The organism is Streptomyces iconiensis (assembly GCF_028657195.3).
Taxonomy (GTDB): Bacteria; Actinomycetota; Actinomycetes; order Streptomycetales; family Streptomycetaceae; genus Streptomyces; species Streptomyces iconiensis.
Genome location: NZ_JANCPR020000016.1, coordinates 1 through 14,714 on the forward strand (window position 1 = coordinate 1; position 14,714 = coordinate 14,714).

Genomic DNA, 14,714 nt, shown 5'->3' on the forward strand with positions numbered 1-14,714 from the left:
TCGAGCTGAGCGGCTGGAGGGCCGTGCAGCCGGCGCACCGGCCGCACCGGGGCCGGGTGCGCGGCTGGCGGCACGGCCGCTACTTCGACGGGCCGTACGTGGCCGCCTACGGGGCCGGCGGCGGCAAAGCCACCGTTGCCGAGATGCGGGACGCGATGGGCATCGACTGGACCGACGTACGCGAAGAACTGACCGAAGCCATCCCACCCGCCTACACCCAGTGGATCGGCCGCGCCTTCCTCGCCTCCCGCATGGAGGTGGCCGCGTGAGTGCGCGTGTAATGCCGCTGAGGCGGGCCAACGGGCTGCGCCTGCTGGATCTGTGCTGCGGCGCCGGGGGCTTGGCCATGGGCTACTACCTTGCCGGGTTCGACGTTGTCGGCGTTGATATCACCCCGCAGCCGAACTATCCCTTCACCTTCCACCAGGCCGACGCGCTCACCTTCCGGCTGGACGGCTTCGACCTGGTGCACGCCTCCTGGCCCTGCCAGCACTTCGCCCGCGTCACCTCCTGGCGAGGCAGCCAGGGCAACCACCCCGACCTGCTCACTCCCGGCCGCGTGCGGCTGGAAGCCTCCGGGATTCCGTGGGTCATCGAGAACGTGCCCGAAGCACCGGTGCGCCCGGACTACCTGCTGTGCGGCACACAGTTCGGCCTGAACATCCGCCGCCACCGGGCCTTTGAGACCTCCTGGGGCGGCGGCGGTGACCTGGTCGCCCCGTGCTGGCACCGGCCCGGCCTTCTCGCCTTCGCGCACAAGGGCGAGCGCGCCTACGCCGACGCCATGGGCTGCACCTGGATGACCAACCGCGAGGCCCGCCAGGCCGCACCCCCCGCCTACACCCAGCACATCGCCCGCCAGTTCCTCACCCACGAAGGGAGGGCAGCCGCATGACCACCGACCTGTTGAACGCCGCGCTGGCCGCCGCTGGGCGCGGCCTGCCCGTGCTTCCCCTGCGCAGGGGCAAAGTGCCCTTCGGGAACTGCCCGGCCTGCGTGCGGAACGTCTGCGGTGGCCGGCCGAACATGAAGACTCCCGGCCCCTGCGCCTGCCCGGCCCCCTGTCACGCCTGGGCCGCCGCCACCACCGACCCCCACACCCTCAACTCGCCCGCGTGGGCACGGGTGTGGCGGGAGGCGGCGGCGGTGGCCTACCACCCCGGCGGCGCCGGGCTCACCGTCGTGGACCTCGACCATGCCGGCGCGGTCGGCTGGGCCCGGACCACGTTGCCGGCCACCCGGACCGTGGCGACCACGCGCGGAGAGCACTGGATCTACCGGGGCGCCATGCGCTCGGTGAACGGAGTGCGTGACGGCGTGGACATCAAGTCCACGATGGCCTACGCCCGGTGGCTGGGCCCCGGCGCCGGCACCGTGACGGCGCTACCGGATGCGGTGCGCGCGCTGGCCGTAAAGGAACCCGCCCCGGTCCGGCCGGCGCCCGTCGTCACCGTGCCCGCAGGGGCCGGGAGCGGAGAGTGCCCGCACCGCACGCCGGTCTTCCTTGAGCGTGGCATCGCCATGGCCGTGCAGTGCATCTCCGAGGCGCGCAGCGCGGTGCACGCGAACGTCTACCGCTCGTTCCTCGCCGTGCTCTCCACGCACGGCGGGTGCGGCTGCCTCACCGAGAACCACATCAACCGGCTGTTCGCTGCCGCGCAGGCCAGGGGCGAGAGCGCCCGGCACTGCGCCGACGCGTGGAACAACGCCCGCACCCGACTGGGGGTGTAGCCATGCCCGACGAGGAAAAGACTCCTGGCCGTGAGGTCATCACCGACTACGCGCAATCCCACTTCCGCTACTTCCGCACTGCCGACGGGACCGTGTACGCGCAGAAGAACGGCCACCCCGTCGCCCGCCCCATCCGCTCCCAGGGCACAACCGGCAGCCACCGGCAGGAACTCATGGTCGGCCTCTACCGCGACGGATGCGGCGTGTTCAACGGAACCGCTCTGAAGGAGGCGTTGGACTTGATCGAAGCACTCGCACTCACCGAGGACGTGCAGCCCGTGAACATCCGCGTCGCGCCCGGATTCGACGGGGCAACCTGGCTGGACCTGGGCCGCGCCGATGGGCAGTCCGTCCGTATCCACCCCACCGGCTGGGACATCACCACCCCCGACCCCCGTGAGGTGTGCTGGCGGCGCACCCAGCTCACCGGGGAACTCCCCCTGCCGGCCAAGGACAACGACGGCAAGGGCATCGACCTGCTCCTGCGGCTGTGCAACTTCGCCGGCGCGGAGACCGAATGCCTGGCCCTCGCCTGGCTGATCGGCTGCCTGGGCCCGTCCGTGCCGGTTCCCGCGCCGTTCCTCACCGGTCCGCAGGGTGCGGGTAAGTCCACGGGCGGGCGGATGCTTATCAGGGTCATCGAGGGCATGAGCGGTGATCTGCGCCGGGCGCCGAAGGATGAGGAGAACCTGATCGCGGCGGTGGCGGCAGGGTGGGTGACCGCGCTGGACAACCTCTCGCACATGACTCCGGACCTGTCGGATGCGATGTGCTGCATCGTCACCGGGGCCGAGAACGTCAAGCGCGCTCTGTTCACCGACGGGGATGTCTTCCGCGCCCGCTACCGCCGTCCCCTGCTGCTGACCGGCATCGACGTGGGGGTCATCCGGCCCGACCTCGCTGAACGGCTCCTGCCGTTGCGGCTGGAGCGGCCAAAGGTCCGCCGCACCGAGGCGGAGCTGTGGGCGGAGTACGCGGAGGTGCTGCCCGTGGTTCTCGGGTCCCTTCTCGACCTCACGGTCAAGGTCCGCGCGGCCGAAGCGGAGACCCCAACGGATCTGCGGATGGCGGACTTCGCGCACCTGTGCGCGCAGCTCGACGCGGCGACCGGCTTCGGAGCGCTGGCCGCCTACCGTGCCCGCCTGGACGACCTCAACGACGACGTGATCGAGGGGGACCTGCTCGCGCAGACCGTCCTCCAACACGCCGCCACCATCGAGCCGGGCGCAGAGCAGCGGATGACATCCACCGAGTGGCTGGCCTGCCTCAGTCGCCTCTACAGCGGCGAGGACCTGCGTCCTCTGCCCAAAGGGTGGCCGACCACGGGCAAAGTCCTCTCCGACCGCCTCAAGCGCCTTCAGCCCACCCTCGCCGCCCGTGGCGTGCTCATCGACTCCGGACGCACCTTTGAGGGCCGCTACCTCGAAATGACCCGCCAACCGACCCCGCCCCCGAGTGAACAGAAGCGGATGTTCTGACCGCCGCTCGTTCGGACAAGCAAGAAGAGCACCACGGTCGCAACGAGGGTGGTGCTCTTCTTGCTGTTCGGCGCCGTGCGCCGCTCAAAAGACGTGCCGCGCAGCGGCTCCTTCTCACGTCTTGAGCCGCCCGCACCACAACAGACACCCCTCTCTTTTTCCTAAGTAGAGGGACGCTGCGTCATGTGCGTCATGCGAGCCGAAAAACGGCCCCTGACCTGCTGCTACAGCCATGACGCAGAGGGCAACCCCTGCGTCATGGCTGCGTCATGTGCGTCATGGAAGCCGGACCACCTGCGTCATGGATGACGCAGACCAAGCCCTCTGCGTCATCCCAAAACCGCAGGTCAGACACCGTGCATGACGCAGATGACGCACATGACGCAGAAATCCGCACCTCAGACACACGCGCAGAGCCGCTCGCGGCACCCGAACCCACCGCGTAGACCCCACCCCAACCGACGAGGAGTCGCACCATGGCCCGCCCCAAGATGCTCAAACTCCCCGAAGTCCTCGAAGAGATCGGCATGAGCCGCCCCGCCTTCTACCGCATGCGCGCACGCGGCCAGGCCCCAAAGCTCATCAAGCTTCCGAACGGCCATATTCGCGTGCGCCGCAGCGACCTTGACGACTGGTGGGACCGCCACGAGGACGAAGCCGCCTGACCAACCATCCATACGGGGCCCGGCTCGCGCCGGGTCCCGCTCAGTGAAAGGCCCCGAATGGGCAGCACGTACGACGTTCGTATCTGGGCCGTGCGGCAGCGCAGGGACCGCAAGCAGGCTTCAGCGGAACTCCGCTGGAAGACGGGCAGCACGCCGCACTCGCAGACCTTCCAGACCAAGACCCTCGCCGACGGCCGCCGGGCGGAGCTGCTGCGAGCTGTGCACGCCGGCGAGCCGTTCGACGAGGAGACCGGCGTACCGGTCAAGGAGCTGCGGGACCGAAACGATGTGAGCTGGTACCAGCACGCTCGCGACTACATCGCGATGAAGTGGCCTCACTCCCCCGGTTCCACCCGTCGGACGCTGGCTGAAGCGATGGCGACCGTCACCCCGGCGCTGGTGAAGGACACCAAGGGCATGGCTGACGCCGAGACAGTGCGCACAGCGCTTTATGGCTGGGCCTTCAACATCACGCGACGAGATGAGGAACCGCCTGCCGACGTGGCCAAGGTGCTCGACTGGTTCGAGCGGAAGTCGCTGCCGACATCGACACTGTCCGACCGAATGCGCGTCCGGTCGGCCCTGGAAGCTCTCACCAAGAAGCTGGACGGTACAACGGCTGCGGCGAGCACCATCCGCCGGAAGCGGGCCATCTTCCACAACGCGCTCGGCTACGCGGTGGAGGCCGAGCGACTGCCCGCGAACCCCCTCCCCCAGGTTCAGTGGAAGGCCCCTGAGCAGGTGGCGGAGGAGGTAGATCCTGCCTGCGTACCGGGACCGCGCCAGGCGGCGGCCCTGCTCGACACCGTGCGGACGCAGTCCCCGCGTGGCCGTCACCTGGTGGCGTTCTTCGGCTGCATGTACTTCGCTGCGGCACGGCCGGCGGAGGTCATCGGGCTCCGTCGGGACGACTGCGACCTGCCGCGCCGTGGGTGGGGCACGCTGCGACTGCGGGAGACGCATCCCCGATCCGGTTCGGCATGGACCGATACCGGCAAGCCGCACGACAAGCGGGGGTTGAAGCACCGGCCCCGCAAGGCGGTGCGGGTGGTCCCCATCCCCCCAGACCTGGTGGCGCTTCTGCGCTGGCACATCACCGCGTACGGCGTCGCTCCTGACGGCCGCCTCTTCCGGACGCTACGCGGCGGGCTCATCCAGGACACCGGGTACGGAGAGGTCTGGGCCGAAGCCCGGAAGCGCGCTCTGACACCCGCCCAGCACGCCTCTCCGCTGGCCAAACGACCGTATGACCTCCGCCACGCGGCCGTGTCCATGTGGCTCAGTTCCGGGGTGGAGCCACAGGCAGTTGCCCAGCGCGCCGGCCACAGCGTGGCCGTGCTGTTCCGCGTCTACGCCAAGTGTCTTGACGGGGCGGCGGCGGATGCGAACGCCCGGATCGAAGCCGCGCTGCGGGATGGCCAGCAGCCCTCGGGGGCTGCCCCACGGGGGTCCCACACGCGCTGGTCAGTACGTGATTCAGGGTGAGACACACCGGGATATTCCGCATATCCCGCCCCTGCAGCCGAACCGGACAGCAGAAGGGGCCCGTGACCAGCTTTTCCGCTGGTCACGGGCCCCTTCAATACTGTGGCGGCGCTAGGATTCGAACCTAGGAAGGCTAAGCCGGCAGATTTACAGTCTGCTCCCTTTGGCCGCTCGGGCACACCGCCTGGGATTGCTGCCTGGCGCTCGCGTGAGGCGGTGCGCCGTGGCAACGGTGTAAACCATACCCGATGGCGGGGGGTGGTTCGCCACCCGGTTGATCAGCCGCCGCACGGACGGCGGCGCGGTCCCGCGTGAGGTGTGGGTGGCTAGGCTTGCCGCACGGTCCGCCGGGGACCGCCATTCCGACACACTACGTACGAGGAGCCAACTCACCATGGCCGACTCCAGTTTCGACGTCGTCTCGAAGGTCGAGCGGCAGGAGGTCGACAACGCGCTGCACCAGGCGGCGAAGGAGATCTCCCAGCGTTACGACTTCAAGGGTGTGGACGCCTCGATCGACTGGTCGGGCGAGAAGATCGAGATGCGGGCGAACTCGGAGGAGCGGGTGAAGGCTGTGCTCGACATCTTCCAGTCGAAGCTCGTCAAGCGGGGCATTTCGCTCAAGGCCCTGGAGACCGGGGAGCCGCAGGCGTCCGGCAAGGAGTACCGGATCACTGGTTCGCTCCAGCAGGGGATCTCGCAGGACAACGCGAAGAAGGTCGCGAAGATCATCCGGGACGAGGGCCCCAAGGGCGTCAAGGCTCAGGTCCAGGGCGACGAGCTGCGCGTCTCCGCCAAGAGCAGGGACAGCCTTCAGGAAGTGATCGCGCTGCTGAAGGGCAAGGATCTCGACTTCGCCCTGCAGTTCGAGAACTACCGCTGACTGTACGGCGCTTCCTGAGCGGCCACGTCCCCGACGGGCGTGGCCGCTTCCGTGTGTACGGGGGCGGCACCGCTCGCGTCACCCGCGCCCCCTGAGCCTCCGCCCGCGTGCGCCGCGTCGTCCGGAGCCAGGTCGTCCGGAGCCGCGTCGTCCGGGGCATCGGTGCCGCCCGCGTTGCCTATGCCGACCCCGTACTGACCGCCCGTGGCGCCCGCGTGGCGGAGTCGGCGGAAGCTGAGCAGGGCTGCGGCGAGGCTGACGGTCAGGCCGGCGACGGCCGCCGTGCGCATGCCGTGGGTGAAGGCGTCGCGGGCCGCGGTGAGGACGGCTTCGCCTGCCTGGCCGGGGAGTTGGTCGCTGACGGCGACTGCTCCGCCGAGGGTCTCGCGGGCGTGCTCGACGGCGGACGCGGGAACGGAGGACGGGACGGCGTCGGTGAACTCGCGGCGGTAGACGGCCGTTCCGACGCTGCCGAGCAGGGCCATGCCGAGCGCTCCGCCGAACTCCTGGACGCATTCGAGCAGTCCGGAGGCCGCACCCGCCTGTTCGGGCGGGGCCGTACCGACGACGAGGTCGGTGATGAGGGTGGAGACCATGGCGACACCTGTCGCGTAGACCCCGGCGCCTATGAGGATGCCCCACAGCGGGGTGTCGGACTGGAGGCGGGAGAGGGCCAGGAATCCCGCTGCCGCGACGGCGAATCCGGCGCCGATGATGTACGCGCGGTTGATCCGCCGCGCGAGCTGCACGCTGAGCGGGGCCGCTATACCGACACCTAGTGAGGGCACGAGGCTCCACAGGGCCGCGCGGAGTGGGCTCATGCCCAGGACCGATTGCAGGTACTGGGTGGTGAAGATCGCGAAGCCGACCATGATGAACATCGCCACGAGGTTGGTGGCCACCGCGGCGCCGAATCCGGGCCGCCGGAAGAGCGTCAGGTCGAGCAGCGGGTGCGTGACGGTGCGTTGGCGGTGCACGAAGTAAAGCCCGACCGCGCCGCCGGCTGCGAGGGCGAGCACGGAGGTGGGCGCGTACCCGTCGGCGGCCAGTTCCTTGATGCCGTAGATCACCGGGAGGATCGCGGCGAGGGAGAGCAGGGAGCTGAGCCAGTCGAAGCGGCCGGCACCGGGGTTTCTGAACTCGGGGACCAGCACCGGTGCGAGCGCGAGCAGCAGAACCATCGCCGGCAGGTTGACCAGAAAGACCGAGCCCCACCAGAAGTGCTCCAGGAGCACGCCGCTGATGACGGGGCCGACCGCGACGCCCCCGACCATGACGGCCGACCAGATGGAGATGGCGGTCGCGCGCTGGCGTGCGTCGTGGAAGAGGTTCCGGATCAGCGCGAGCGTGGAGGGCATCAGGGTCGCTCCGCCGACGCCGAGGAGGGCGCGGGCCCCTATGAGCATTTCGGGGCTGGTGGCGTAGGCGGCGAGGACCGAGGCCAGGCCGAAGGCGAGCGCGCCGCTCAGCAGCAGCCTGCGGCGCCCTATCCGGTCGCCGAGCGCGCCCATGGTGAGCAGGAGACCACCGAGCACGAAGCCGTAGATGTCGAAGATCCACAGCTGTTCCGTCGCGCTGGGCGCCAGTTCTCGGGAGATGAAGGGGACGGCGAAGTACAGGACCGAGACATCCATGGAGACCAGAAGCAGCGCCAGGAGGAGGACGAGGAGGGCCGTCCACTCCCGGCGCCCAGCGGTGGCGGCGTGCACGGCAGCACGCGGCGGCGGTGTGACCATGCGCAGAACTATACGTACGTCTAAGACGCTTGTCTATGACGTTTGTGTAAGACGCCCGTCTAGGCGCTGCGGTACCGTCTGGGCATGGGACATCGCGAGGATCTGCTGGAGGGCGCGAAGCGCTGCCTGCTGGAGAAGGGGTACGGGCGCACGACGGCGCGGGACATCGTGCAGGCGTCGGGGACGAACCTCGCCTCGATCGGCTACCACTACGGCTCGAAGGACGCCCTTCTCCGAGAGGCGCTCTTCGCATGGATGGGCGAGTGGGCCGACGAGGTGGAGGCGGCCGTCACGCGCCAGGTGCGGCCCGGATCGACGCGGGTCGAGCGGTTCATGGCCGGGTGGACGGCCATCGCGGAGCTGGTCGGCAAGCACCGGCGCATGTGGGACGCGTCCATCGAGCTGATCCTGCGCTCCAGCGACGACAACGACGTGCGCGCGCACTTCCAGGCGGCGCTGCCCGAGGCGCGCGGCGGGCTCGTCGCGATTCTGAACGGTGTGCCGGAGGACGAGGTCACGGAGGAGGACCTGCGGACCTTCGGGCGGCTCTACTACCTGCTGATGTCCGGGCTCGTGCTGGAGGGGACGCTGTCCCCCGGCGATCAGGTGCCGGGAGAGGCGCTGGTCGAGGCGATGCGCCGGATCTCCGACGACACATGAGAGGCCGCGCCTGAGCGGCGCGGCCTCGGGAGAAGCAGAGAAGCACGGGGACACCGGAGCGCCCGGGAGCACCGGGGACTCCTGGCGGGCCGAGCACACCCGGCGTGCGGAAAAGGGCGTCTACCAGCGGTAGTGCGGGTAGGCGGCCGGCGTTTCGGTGGACACGATCTCGCGGCCCAGCGGCACCAGCGAGACCGGCACCATCTTGAAGTGGGCCACGCCGAACGGGATGCCGATGATGCTCAGGCACAGGCCGATGCCCAGCGTGATGTGGCCCAGGGTGAGCCAGAGCCCCGCGAAGATGAACCAGACGACGTTGCCGATACCGGAGGCGGCGCCGGCGCCCGGCCGTACGACCGTGGTGCGGCCGAATGGCCACAGCGCGTAGCCCGCGATACGGAAACAGGCCAGGCCCCACGGGATCGTGATCACGAGGATGCAGCAGATGACGCCGGCGAGCAGATAGCCGAGGGCCATCCACAGCCCGGAAAAGATCAGCCAGATGATGTTGAGGAGGGTCTTCACCCGCGCCAGCCTGCCATCTTCTCCAGCCGGGCAACACGCTCGGCCATCGGCGGATGTGTGGAGAAGAGCTTGGAGAGTCCCTCGCCCTTGCGGAACGGGTTCGCGATCATCATGTGTCCCGCCGTCTCCAGGCGGGGCTCGGGCGGGAGCGGCAACTGCTGTGTGCCCAGCTCCAGTTTGCGCAGCGCCGAGGCGAGCGCGAGGGGGTCACCGGTCAGCTGGGCGCCCGCGGCGTCGGCCTCGTACTCGCGTGAGCGGGAGACGGCGAGCTGGATGAGCGAGGCGGCGACCGGGCCCAGGACCATGATCAGCAGCATGCCGAACAGACCAGGGCCCTCGTCGTCGTCCGAGCGGCCGAAGGGGATCAGCCAGGCGAAGTTGACCAGGAACAGCACAACGGAGGCGAGGGCTCCGGCGACCGACGAGATGAGGATGTCGCGGTTGTAGACATGGCTCAGCTCATGGCCGATGACGCCGCGCAGCTCGCGCTCGTCGAGGAGGCGCAGGATGCCGTCGGTGCAGCAGACGGCCGCGTTCCTGGGGTTGCGGCCGGTCGCGAAGGCGTTCGGCGCCTGGGTCGGCGAGAGGTAGAGCCGGGGCATGGGCTGGCGCGCGGCGGTCGACAGCTCACGCACCATCCGGTACAGCTGCGGCGCCTCGAACTCGCTGACAGGGCGGGCACGCATGGCGCGCAGGGCGAGCTTGCCGCTGTTCCAGTAGGCGTACGCGTTGGTACCGAGCGCGATCAGCAGAGCGAGGATCAGACCCGTCGTGCCGAAGAAGCCCCCGATGACGAGGATGAGCGCGGACAGCCCCCCGAGAAGCAGAGCTGTCCTCAGCCCGTTGTGTCGGCGGTGCACGGTACGCCCTCCAGATGGTGCGGCAGGGGCCCCAAGCCAGGTGGTGTCAGGAGGTGCCAGGTGGTGCCTCCACCTCCAGCGGCCCCTTCCAGTGGACCCTCCCTCCCCAGGTCAACGGATCGCGGGTGGGCGCAGTTCCCTCACGCCGCCTGCCCGGACCCTCCTCACCTGCCCGCACCGCCGGCAGGGATCACTGGTAGGCGCTCTCCACCAGGCGTGCCTTGTAGAGCCTGCCGCCCGGGCGCTGGGTGGCCGCCGAGGGCCAGCGGAAGTGCACCCAGGAGGTGCCGAACGGGTTGCTGGCGTCCTGAGGTGCCGAGGTCCACAGTCCCTCGCCGCTGCTGTGGCGTGAGAAGGACTTCACGTACTTACGGGTACTGCTGACTTCCATGGCGGCCGGATTCCGTTTGTCGACCTTGTAGACGTGGCCGCTGTCGGTGACGTACAGCACGTTGGTGTCCGTGTAGTCGGGCTGTACGTCGTGGCCGTTGCCCGCGATGGCCCACTCCCCCGCCTTGACCAGCTTGATGTTCTGGTACGTCCCTTCGACGCGGTAGGAGCGCAGTACGGTGCCGCCGACGGCCCACAGGAGGTTGAACAGCGGGTCCCACAGGACGCCGTGTGCCTGACGGAAGGGATAGGAGCGCAGGTATTTCAGCGAGCTGATGCTGCCGTTCGCCGGCCCGTACAGATGCAGCGAGCCGCCGTTCTTGCCGGGGTCGGTGCGGGTGCCGGCCACGACGACGGCACCGGGGCCGCGTACGCGCTCGATGCAGTGCGGGTAGTTGTTGAACGTCGCCTGCCACAGGAGCTTCTTGTCGCTGCGGCGGCGGATCTCGGCATGCCCCTTGCCGTTGCCCGGGCTGCCTCCGGCGACCATGAAGACCGGTCCGTCGTTGTTGGTGTCCCGGAAACGGGTCTCCAGGACGTCTCCCCAGCCGGGGTTGAAGCTCCACTTGATGTTGGCGTCGGTGAACTGGTCACCTCTGTTGAAGACGCAGACGTTGTTCCTGTTCACGTCGAGCACGGCGAGTTGGTAGGCGGGCGCCGCCTGGGACTGCCCCGTGGCCAGTGCGCCCAGTGGCAGGGCCGCACCCGCCGCCACGGTCCCTCTCAGCAGGCTGCGTCTGTCGATGCTCATGTCGCGTGTGTCCCCCTCGTCCGGAACGGCCCGATGACCACCCTCGTACCGGAGACGCCCCCGCACAGCGGGAGGTTACGGCTCCGGTTGTGCGGGTTCCGAGGGGGCGGGAGAGCGGTGCCTCGCCCGGCGCCGTACCGGGCGGCCAGGGGCGGGAGCGGGAGCGGGTGCCGGCCCCGCGGGGTCAGAAGAGCGTGGTGTCGGCGAACCGCAGGATCAGCTGCGGGGCGCCGGAGACCGCGAGCGCGAGCACGCCCGTGAGCGCGACCGTCACCGTCAGCGGCACCGTGAACCTGACCGGCACGGGTCCCGCGCCACCGGGGGCGCCCGCACCGGCCATGAGGGGCTCGCCGGGGACGCGCTCGCCCTCGCCGGCTCCCGCGCCCGTACGGAAGAGGATGGCGGTCCACTTGAGGTAGTAGACGAGGGCGATCACGACGTTGACCGCCATGACGACGGCCAGCCAGCCCAGGCCCGCGTCGACGGCCGCGTCGAAGACCGTGACCTTGGCGAACAGGCCGATGATGCCCGGAGGCAGTCCGGCGAGGCAGAGCAGGAAGAAGCCGAGCGCGAGTGCAGCGAAGGGGTGCGCGTCGACCAGGCCCCTGTAGTCGGTGATCCGGTTGCTCCGGACGCCGCGGCCGACTACGGCTGCCACTCCGAAGGCTCCGAGGTTCACGACGGCGTACATCAGCGCGTAGGCGACCGTCGCGCCCACGGCCCTTCCCGGGTCGTCCGCGTACGCAGCCGAGGCGATCGGCACCAGCAAGTAGCCGGCCTGTGCGACGGAGGACCAGGCCAGCAGCCGTACGGCGCTGTGCGCGCGGTCGGCGCGCTGGCGCAGCGCGGCGAGGTTGCCGACGCTCATGGTGAGCGCGGCGAGCACGGCCAGCGCGGGGCCCCAGGTGCCGGCGTAGGAAGGGAACGCTCTGACGGTGACGAGGATCAGCCCGGAGAAGCCCGCAGCCTTGCCGATGACCGACAAGTAGGCGGCGACCGGCAAAGGCGCACCTACGTAGGTCTCCGGTACCCAGAAGTGGAAGGGCGCGGCGGCCGTCTTGAACGCGAAGCCCACCAGGGTCAGTGCGACGCCCGTGGCGGCGAGCGTGCCCAGGCGGCTGTCGGCGGCGGGGAGCCCCTCGGCGACGGCGTCCAGGTGCATGCTGCCGGTGGCGGCGTAGACGAAGCTGACGCCCAGGAGCATCACGGCGGTCGCGGTGACCGAGGACAGGAAGAACTTCAGCGCGGCCTCGGAGGACAGCCGCTGCCCGCGCCGCAGGCCCACCAGAGCGAACGCGGGGAGCGAGGCGACCTCCAGTGCGACCACGAGCGTGGCCAGGTCGCGCGAGGCCGGCAGCAGCGCGGCCCCGGCGGCCGAGGACAGCAGCAGGAACCAGAACTCGCCCGCGGGCAGCCGCTCCTCCTCGACGGCCGTCAGGGACAGCAGCGCCGTCACGAAGGCGCCGCCGAGCACCAGTAGCTGGATGGCGAGCGTGAACGGGTCGGCGACGTAACTGCACGCGCGGGAGCCCTCGGTGAGGCAGAAGGTCGTCCTGTTCTCGCCGACGAGCGGGATGATCGCCAGTCCGGCCACCGCGAGCCCTCCGGCGGAGACCCAGCCCAGGAGGCGCTTGTGGCGGTCTTCCAGGAAGAGGTCCAGGACGAGCACGGCCAGCGCGACGACGGCCGCGACGGCGGGAGGTGCCAGGGCGGCCCAGTCGACGGACTGGACGAGGCTCTGGTCGCTGGTGAGCGTCTGCCGTCCTTCGGAGGCGAGGGCTGCGAGTGCGGGGGGTGTCATCGGGTCACTCCTGGCAGGAGGCTCTGCACGGCCGGGTCGGTGAGCCCCAGGAGGGCCGCGGGCCACAGCCCGGCGAGGACGGTGAGGACGACCAGGGGCGTCCAGGCAGCGAACTCGTACGTACGGACGTCGGGCATCGTGGCGAGGCGTGCCCGGCCAGGTGCGGCCGGCCGGCCCGCCTCGGCCGGTCCGCCCGGCCCCGTCGGGTCGGGCCGGGAGCTGTCAGCGGCGGCCGGTTCCGCTCCCGCGGGGTGCGGCGCGTGATCGGGCTCGGCGGGGTCTCCCATGCAGACACGGCGTACGACGACGAGCATGTAGGCCGCCGTCAGGAGGGTGCCGACGGCTCCGAACGCCATGAAGACCAGGAACGCGGGCCGGCTGAGCCCCGGGGCCGGGTCGAAGGCGCCCAGGAGCGCGAGCAGTTCGCCCCAGAAGCCGGCGAGCCCCGGCAGGCCCAGGGAGGCGACGGCTGCGAAGGCGAGGAGCCCGCCGAAGCGTGGTGCCTTGCCGTAGAGCGCGGCGCCGCTGGCGCCGGAGAGGCTGTCGAGGTCGGTGGTGCCCGCGCGGTCCTTCAGCGCGCCGACGAGGAAGAAGAGCAGGCCGGTGATGAGGCCGTGGGCGATGTTGGCGAAGAGGGCGCCGTTGACGCCGGTGTGGGTGAGGGTGGCGATGCCCAGGAGTACGAAGCCCATGTGGCCGACCGACGAGTAGGCGATGAGCCGCTTCAGGTCGCCCTTGGCGCCCTTGGCGCCCTTGCGCGCGAGGGCGAGGCAGGCCAGCGACCCGTAGATGATGCCGACCACGGCGAAGGCGGCCAGATACGGCGCGAACGTCTGCGCGCCCTCCGGCGCCGCGGGCAACAGGATGCGCACGAACCCATAGGTGCCCATCTTCAGCAGAACGCCGGCGAGCAGTACCGAGCCCACGGTCGGAGCCGCCGTGTGCGCGTCGGGGAGCCAACTGTGCAGCGGCCACATGGGCGCCTTCACGGCGAGGCCCACTCCGATGGCGAGCGCGGCGACGATCTGTGCCGTACGGCCGACCCCGGAGCCCTGTGCCTCTGCGAGCCGCACCATGTCGAACGTACCGGCGTTCAGGCCGAGTACGAGCAGGCCGAGCAGCATCACGACGGAGCCGAGCAGCGTGTAGAGGATGAACTTCCAGGCCGCCGGCCCGCGCCCGCCGCTCTCCTTGCCCGCGCTCCCGGCCGGGGCGCCATGTGCGGCGCCCTCCGGCTGGCCCCAGCGGGCGATGAGGAAGTACATCGGGATGAGCACCATCTCGAACGCCAGGAAGAACAGCATCAGGTCGAGCACGGCGAACGTGGCGAGGGTGCCGCACTCCAGGACCAGCAGCAGCGCCACGAACGCCCTGGGGCTCGGGCCCGCTGGCATCTTGAAGTAGCTGTAGAGCGCGCACAGGAACGTCAGCAGCGCGGTCAGCACCAGCAGTGGCAGCGAGACACCGTCCGTGCCGAAGTGCAGCCGGACACCGAGCGCCGGAATCCAGCTGACGCTCGACTCGGCCTGCATGGCGGCCGGTTCACCGTGGTCGAACCCGACCGCCAGCGCCACGGCCGCAACCAGGACGGCGCCTGTGACGGTCACGCCGTGCCGCAGCACCGCCTGGTCGGGGTCGCGGCCCCGCAGCCCCGGAGGCGCGGGCAGCAGGGCCGCCACGGCGCCGAGCAGCGGCACGACCACGACGGCGAGGAGAAGCGCCTGCATCACGGTGTCGTCGAACGGCATC

13 protein-coding genes, 1 tRNA gene and 1 pseudogene are annotated in these 14,714 nt (G+C 70.2%); 8 read left to right on the forward strand and 7 right to left on the reverse strand.

Features of this window, described 5'->3' with window-relative positions; genetic code table 11:
* From NMN56_RS17355 to NMN56_RS17380, 6 genes and pseudogenes are all read left to right on the forward strand, one after another.
* Window positions 1–269, forward strand: a pseudogene (locus NMN56_RS17355) (DNA methylase); the annotation flags it as partial.
* Entirely contained in the window at window positions 266–895 is a 630-nt protein-coding gene (locus tag NMN56_RS17360) for a class I SAM-dependent methyltransferase (protein WP_274040378.1), read from the forward strand. The pseudogene NMN56_RS17355 and the gene NMN56_RS17360, both read left to right, overlap by 4 nt.
* Window positions 892–1,731, forward strand: coding sequence for a bifunctional DNA primase/polymerase (locus tag NMN56_RS17365; RefSeq protein WP_274040379.1), 840 nt, complete (start codon window positions 892–894; stop codon window positions 1,729–1,731). The genes NMN56_RS17360 and NMN56_RS17365 overlap by 4 nt, the downstream gene beginning before the upstream one ends.
* A gap of 2 nt (window positions 1,732–1,733) precedes the next feature.
* Window positions 1,734–3,209, forward strand: coding sequence for an ATP-binding protein (locus NMN56_RS17370; protein WP_274040380.1), 1,476 nt, complete (start codon window positions 1,734–1,736; stop codon window positions 3,207–3,209).
* Window positions 3,210–3,685: 476 nt separating this feature from the next.
* A complete protein-coding gene (locus tag NMN56_RS17375; RefSeq protein WP_274040381.1) occupies window positions 3,686–3,874 on the forward strand; it encodes a helix-turn-helix transcriptional regulator in 189 nt (62 codons plus the stop codon).
* Between the two features lie 57 nt (window positions 3,875–3,931).
* Window positions 3,932–5,359 (forward strand): tyrosine-type recombinase/integrase, encoded by a 1,428-nt coding sequence (locus NMN56_RS17380; RefSeq protein WP_274040382.1) that lies wholly within the window; start codon window positions 3,932–3,934, stop codon window positions 5,357–5,359.
* Between the two features lie 103 nt (window positions 5,360–5,462).
* Here NMN56_RS17380 and NMN56_RS17385 read toward each other — a convergent pair.
* A tRNA-Tyr gene (locus tag NMN56_RS17385) sits at window positions 5,463–5,544 on the reverse strand.
* Window positions 5,545–5,753: 209 nt separating this feature from the next.
* On the opposite strand from NMN56_RS17385, the gene NMN56_RS17390 reads away from it, so the two are divergent.
* Window positions 5,754–6,242, forward strand: a complete 489-nt coding sequence (locus NMN56_RS17390; protein ID WP_274040383.1) for a YajQ family cyclic di-GMP-binding protein — start codon at window positions 5,754–5,756, stop codon at window positions 6,240–6,242.
* Here NMN56_RS17390 and NMN56_RS17395 read toward each other — a convergent pair.
* Complete coding sequence (locus NMN56_RS17395) at window positions 6,233–7,978, reverse strand: MFS transporter (protein ID WP_274040384.1); 1,746 nt, start codon at window positions 7,976–7,978, stop codon at window positions 6,233–6,235. The two genes, NMN56_RS17390 and NMN56_RS17395, sit on opposite strands and share 10 nt — an antisense overlap.
* Window positions 7,979–8,062: 84 nt before the next feature.
* Between NMN56_RS17395 and NMN56_RS17400 the strand changes: the two genes are divergently transcribed.
* On the forward strand, window positions 8,063–8,638 hold the full coding sequence (locus NMN56_RS17400; RefSeq protein ID WP_274040385.1) for a TetR/AcrR family transcriptional regulator: 576 nt from the start codon (window positions 8,063–8,065) through the stop codon (window positions 8,636–8,638).
* Between the two features lie 120 nt (window positions 8,639–8,758).
* Here NMN56_RS17400 and NMN56_RS17405 read toward each other — a convergent pair whose 3' ends face one another.
* From NMN56_RS17405 to NMN56_RS17425, 5 genes are all read right to left on the reverse strand, one after another.
* Window positions 8,759–9,163 carry a YccF domain-containing protein gene (locus NMN56_RS17405; RefSeq protein WP_274040386.1) on the reverse strand — a complete coding sequence of 135 codons (405 nt, stop codon included), beginning with the start codon at window positions 9,161–9,163 and terminating at the stop codon, window positions 8,759–8,761.
* Window positions 9,160–10,023: a zinc metalloprotease HtpX gene (htpX, locus tag NMN56_RS17410; protein ID WP_274040387.1), complete on the reverse strand. Its 864-nt coding sequence runs from the start codon at window positions 10,021–10,023 to the stop codon at window positions 9,160–9,162. Before htpX ends, NMN56_RS17405 begins: the two co-directional genes overlap by 4 nt.
* A 190-nt stretch (window positions 10,024–10,213) precedes the next feature.
* Window positions 10,214–11,164, reverse strand: coding sequence for a hypothetical protein (locus tag NMN56_RS17415; RefSeq protein WP_274040388.1), 951 nt, complete (start codon window positions 11,162–11,164; stop codon window positions 10,214–10,216).
* Between the two features lie 184 nt (window positions 11,165–11,348).
* A complete protein-coding gene (locus tag NMN56_RS17420; protein WP_274040389.1) occupies window positions 11,349–12,965 on the reverse strand; it encodes an NADH-quinone oxidoreductase subunit N in 1,617 nt (538 codons plus the stop codon).
* Entirely contained in the window at window positions 12,962–14,713 is a 1,752-nt protein-coding gene (locus NMN56_RS17425; RefSeq protein WP_274040552.1) for a complex I subunit 4 family protein, read from the reverse strand. Before NMN56_RS17425 ends, NMN56_RS17420 begins: the two co-directional genes overlap by 4 nt.
* Window position 14,714: the final 1 nt, after the last annotated feature.

Excerpts from the sequence above, each read along its gene's own strand:
- NMN56_RS17365 (WP_274040379.1), top strand. The coding sequence starts at position 892 with ATGACCACCGACCTGTTGAACGCCGCGCTGGCCGCCGCTGGGCGCGGC.
- NMN56_RS17370 (WP_274040380.1), top strand. The coding sequence starts at position 1,734 with ATGCCCGACGAGGAAAAGACTCCTGGCCGTGAGGTCATCACCGACTAC.
- NMN56_RS17375 (WP_274040381.1), top strand. The coding sequence starts at position 3,686 with ATGGCCCGCCCCAAGATGCTCAAACTCCCCGAAGTCCTCGAAGAGATC.
- NMN56_RS17380 (WP_274040382.1), top strand. The coding sequence starts at position 3,932 with ATGGGCAGCACGTACGACGTTCGTATCTGGGCCGTGCGGCAGCGCAGG.
- NMN56_RS17390 (WP_274040383.1), top strand. The coding sequence starts at position 5,754 with ATGGCCGACTCCAGTTTCGACGTCGTCTCGAAGGTCGAGCGGCAGGAG.
- NMN56_RS17395 (WP_274040384.1), bottom strand. The coding sequence starts at position 7,978 with ATGGTCACACCGCCGCCGCGTGCTGCCGTGCACGCCGCCACCGCTGGG.
- NMN56_RS17400 (WP_274040385.1), top strand. The coding sequence starts at position 8,063 with ATGGGACATCGCGAGGATCTGCTGGAGGGCGCGAAGCGCTGCCTGCTG.
- NMN56_RS17415 (WP_274040388.1), bottom strand. The coding sequence starts at position 11,164 with ATGAGCATCGACAGACGCAGCCTGCTGAGAGGGACCGTGGCGGCGGGT.
- NMN56_RS17420 (WP_274040389.1), bottom strand. The coding sequence starts at position 12,965 with ATGACACCCCCCGCACTCGCAGCCCTCGCCTCCGAAGGACGGCAGACG.
- NMN56_RS17425 (WP_274040552.1), bottom strand. The coding sequence starts at position 14,713 with ATGCCGTTCGACGACACCGTGATGCAGGCGCTTCTCCTCGCCGTCGTG.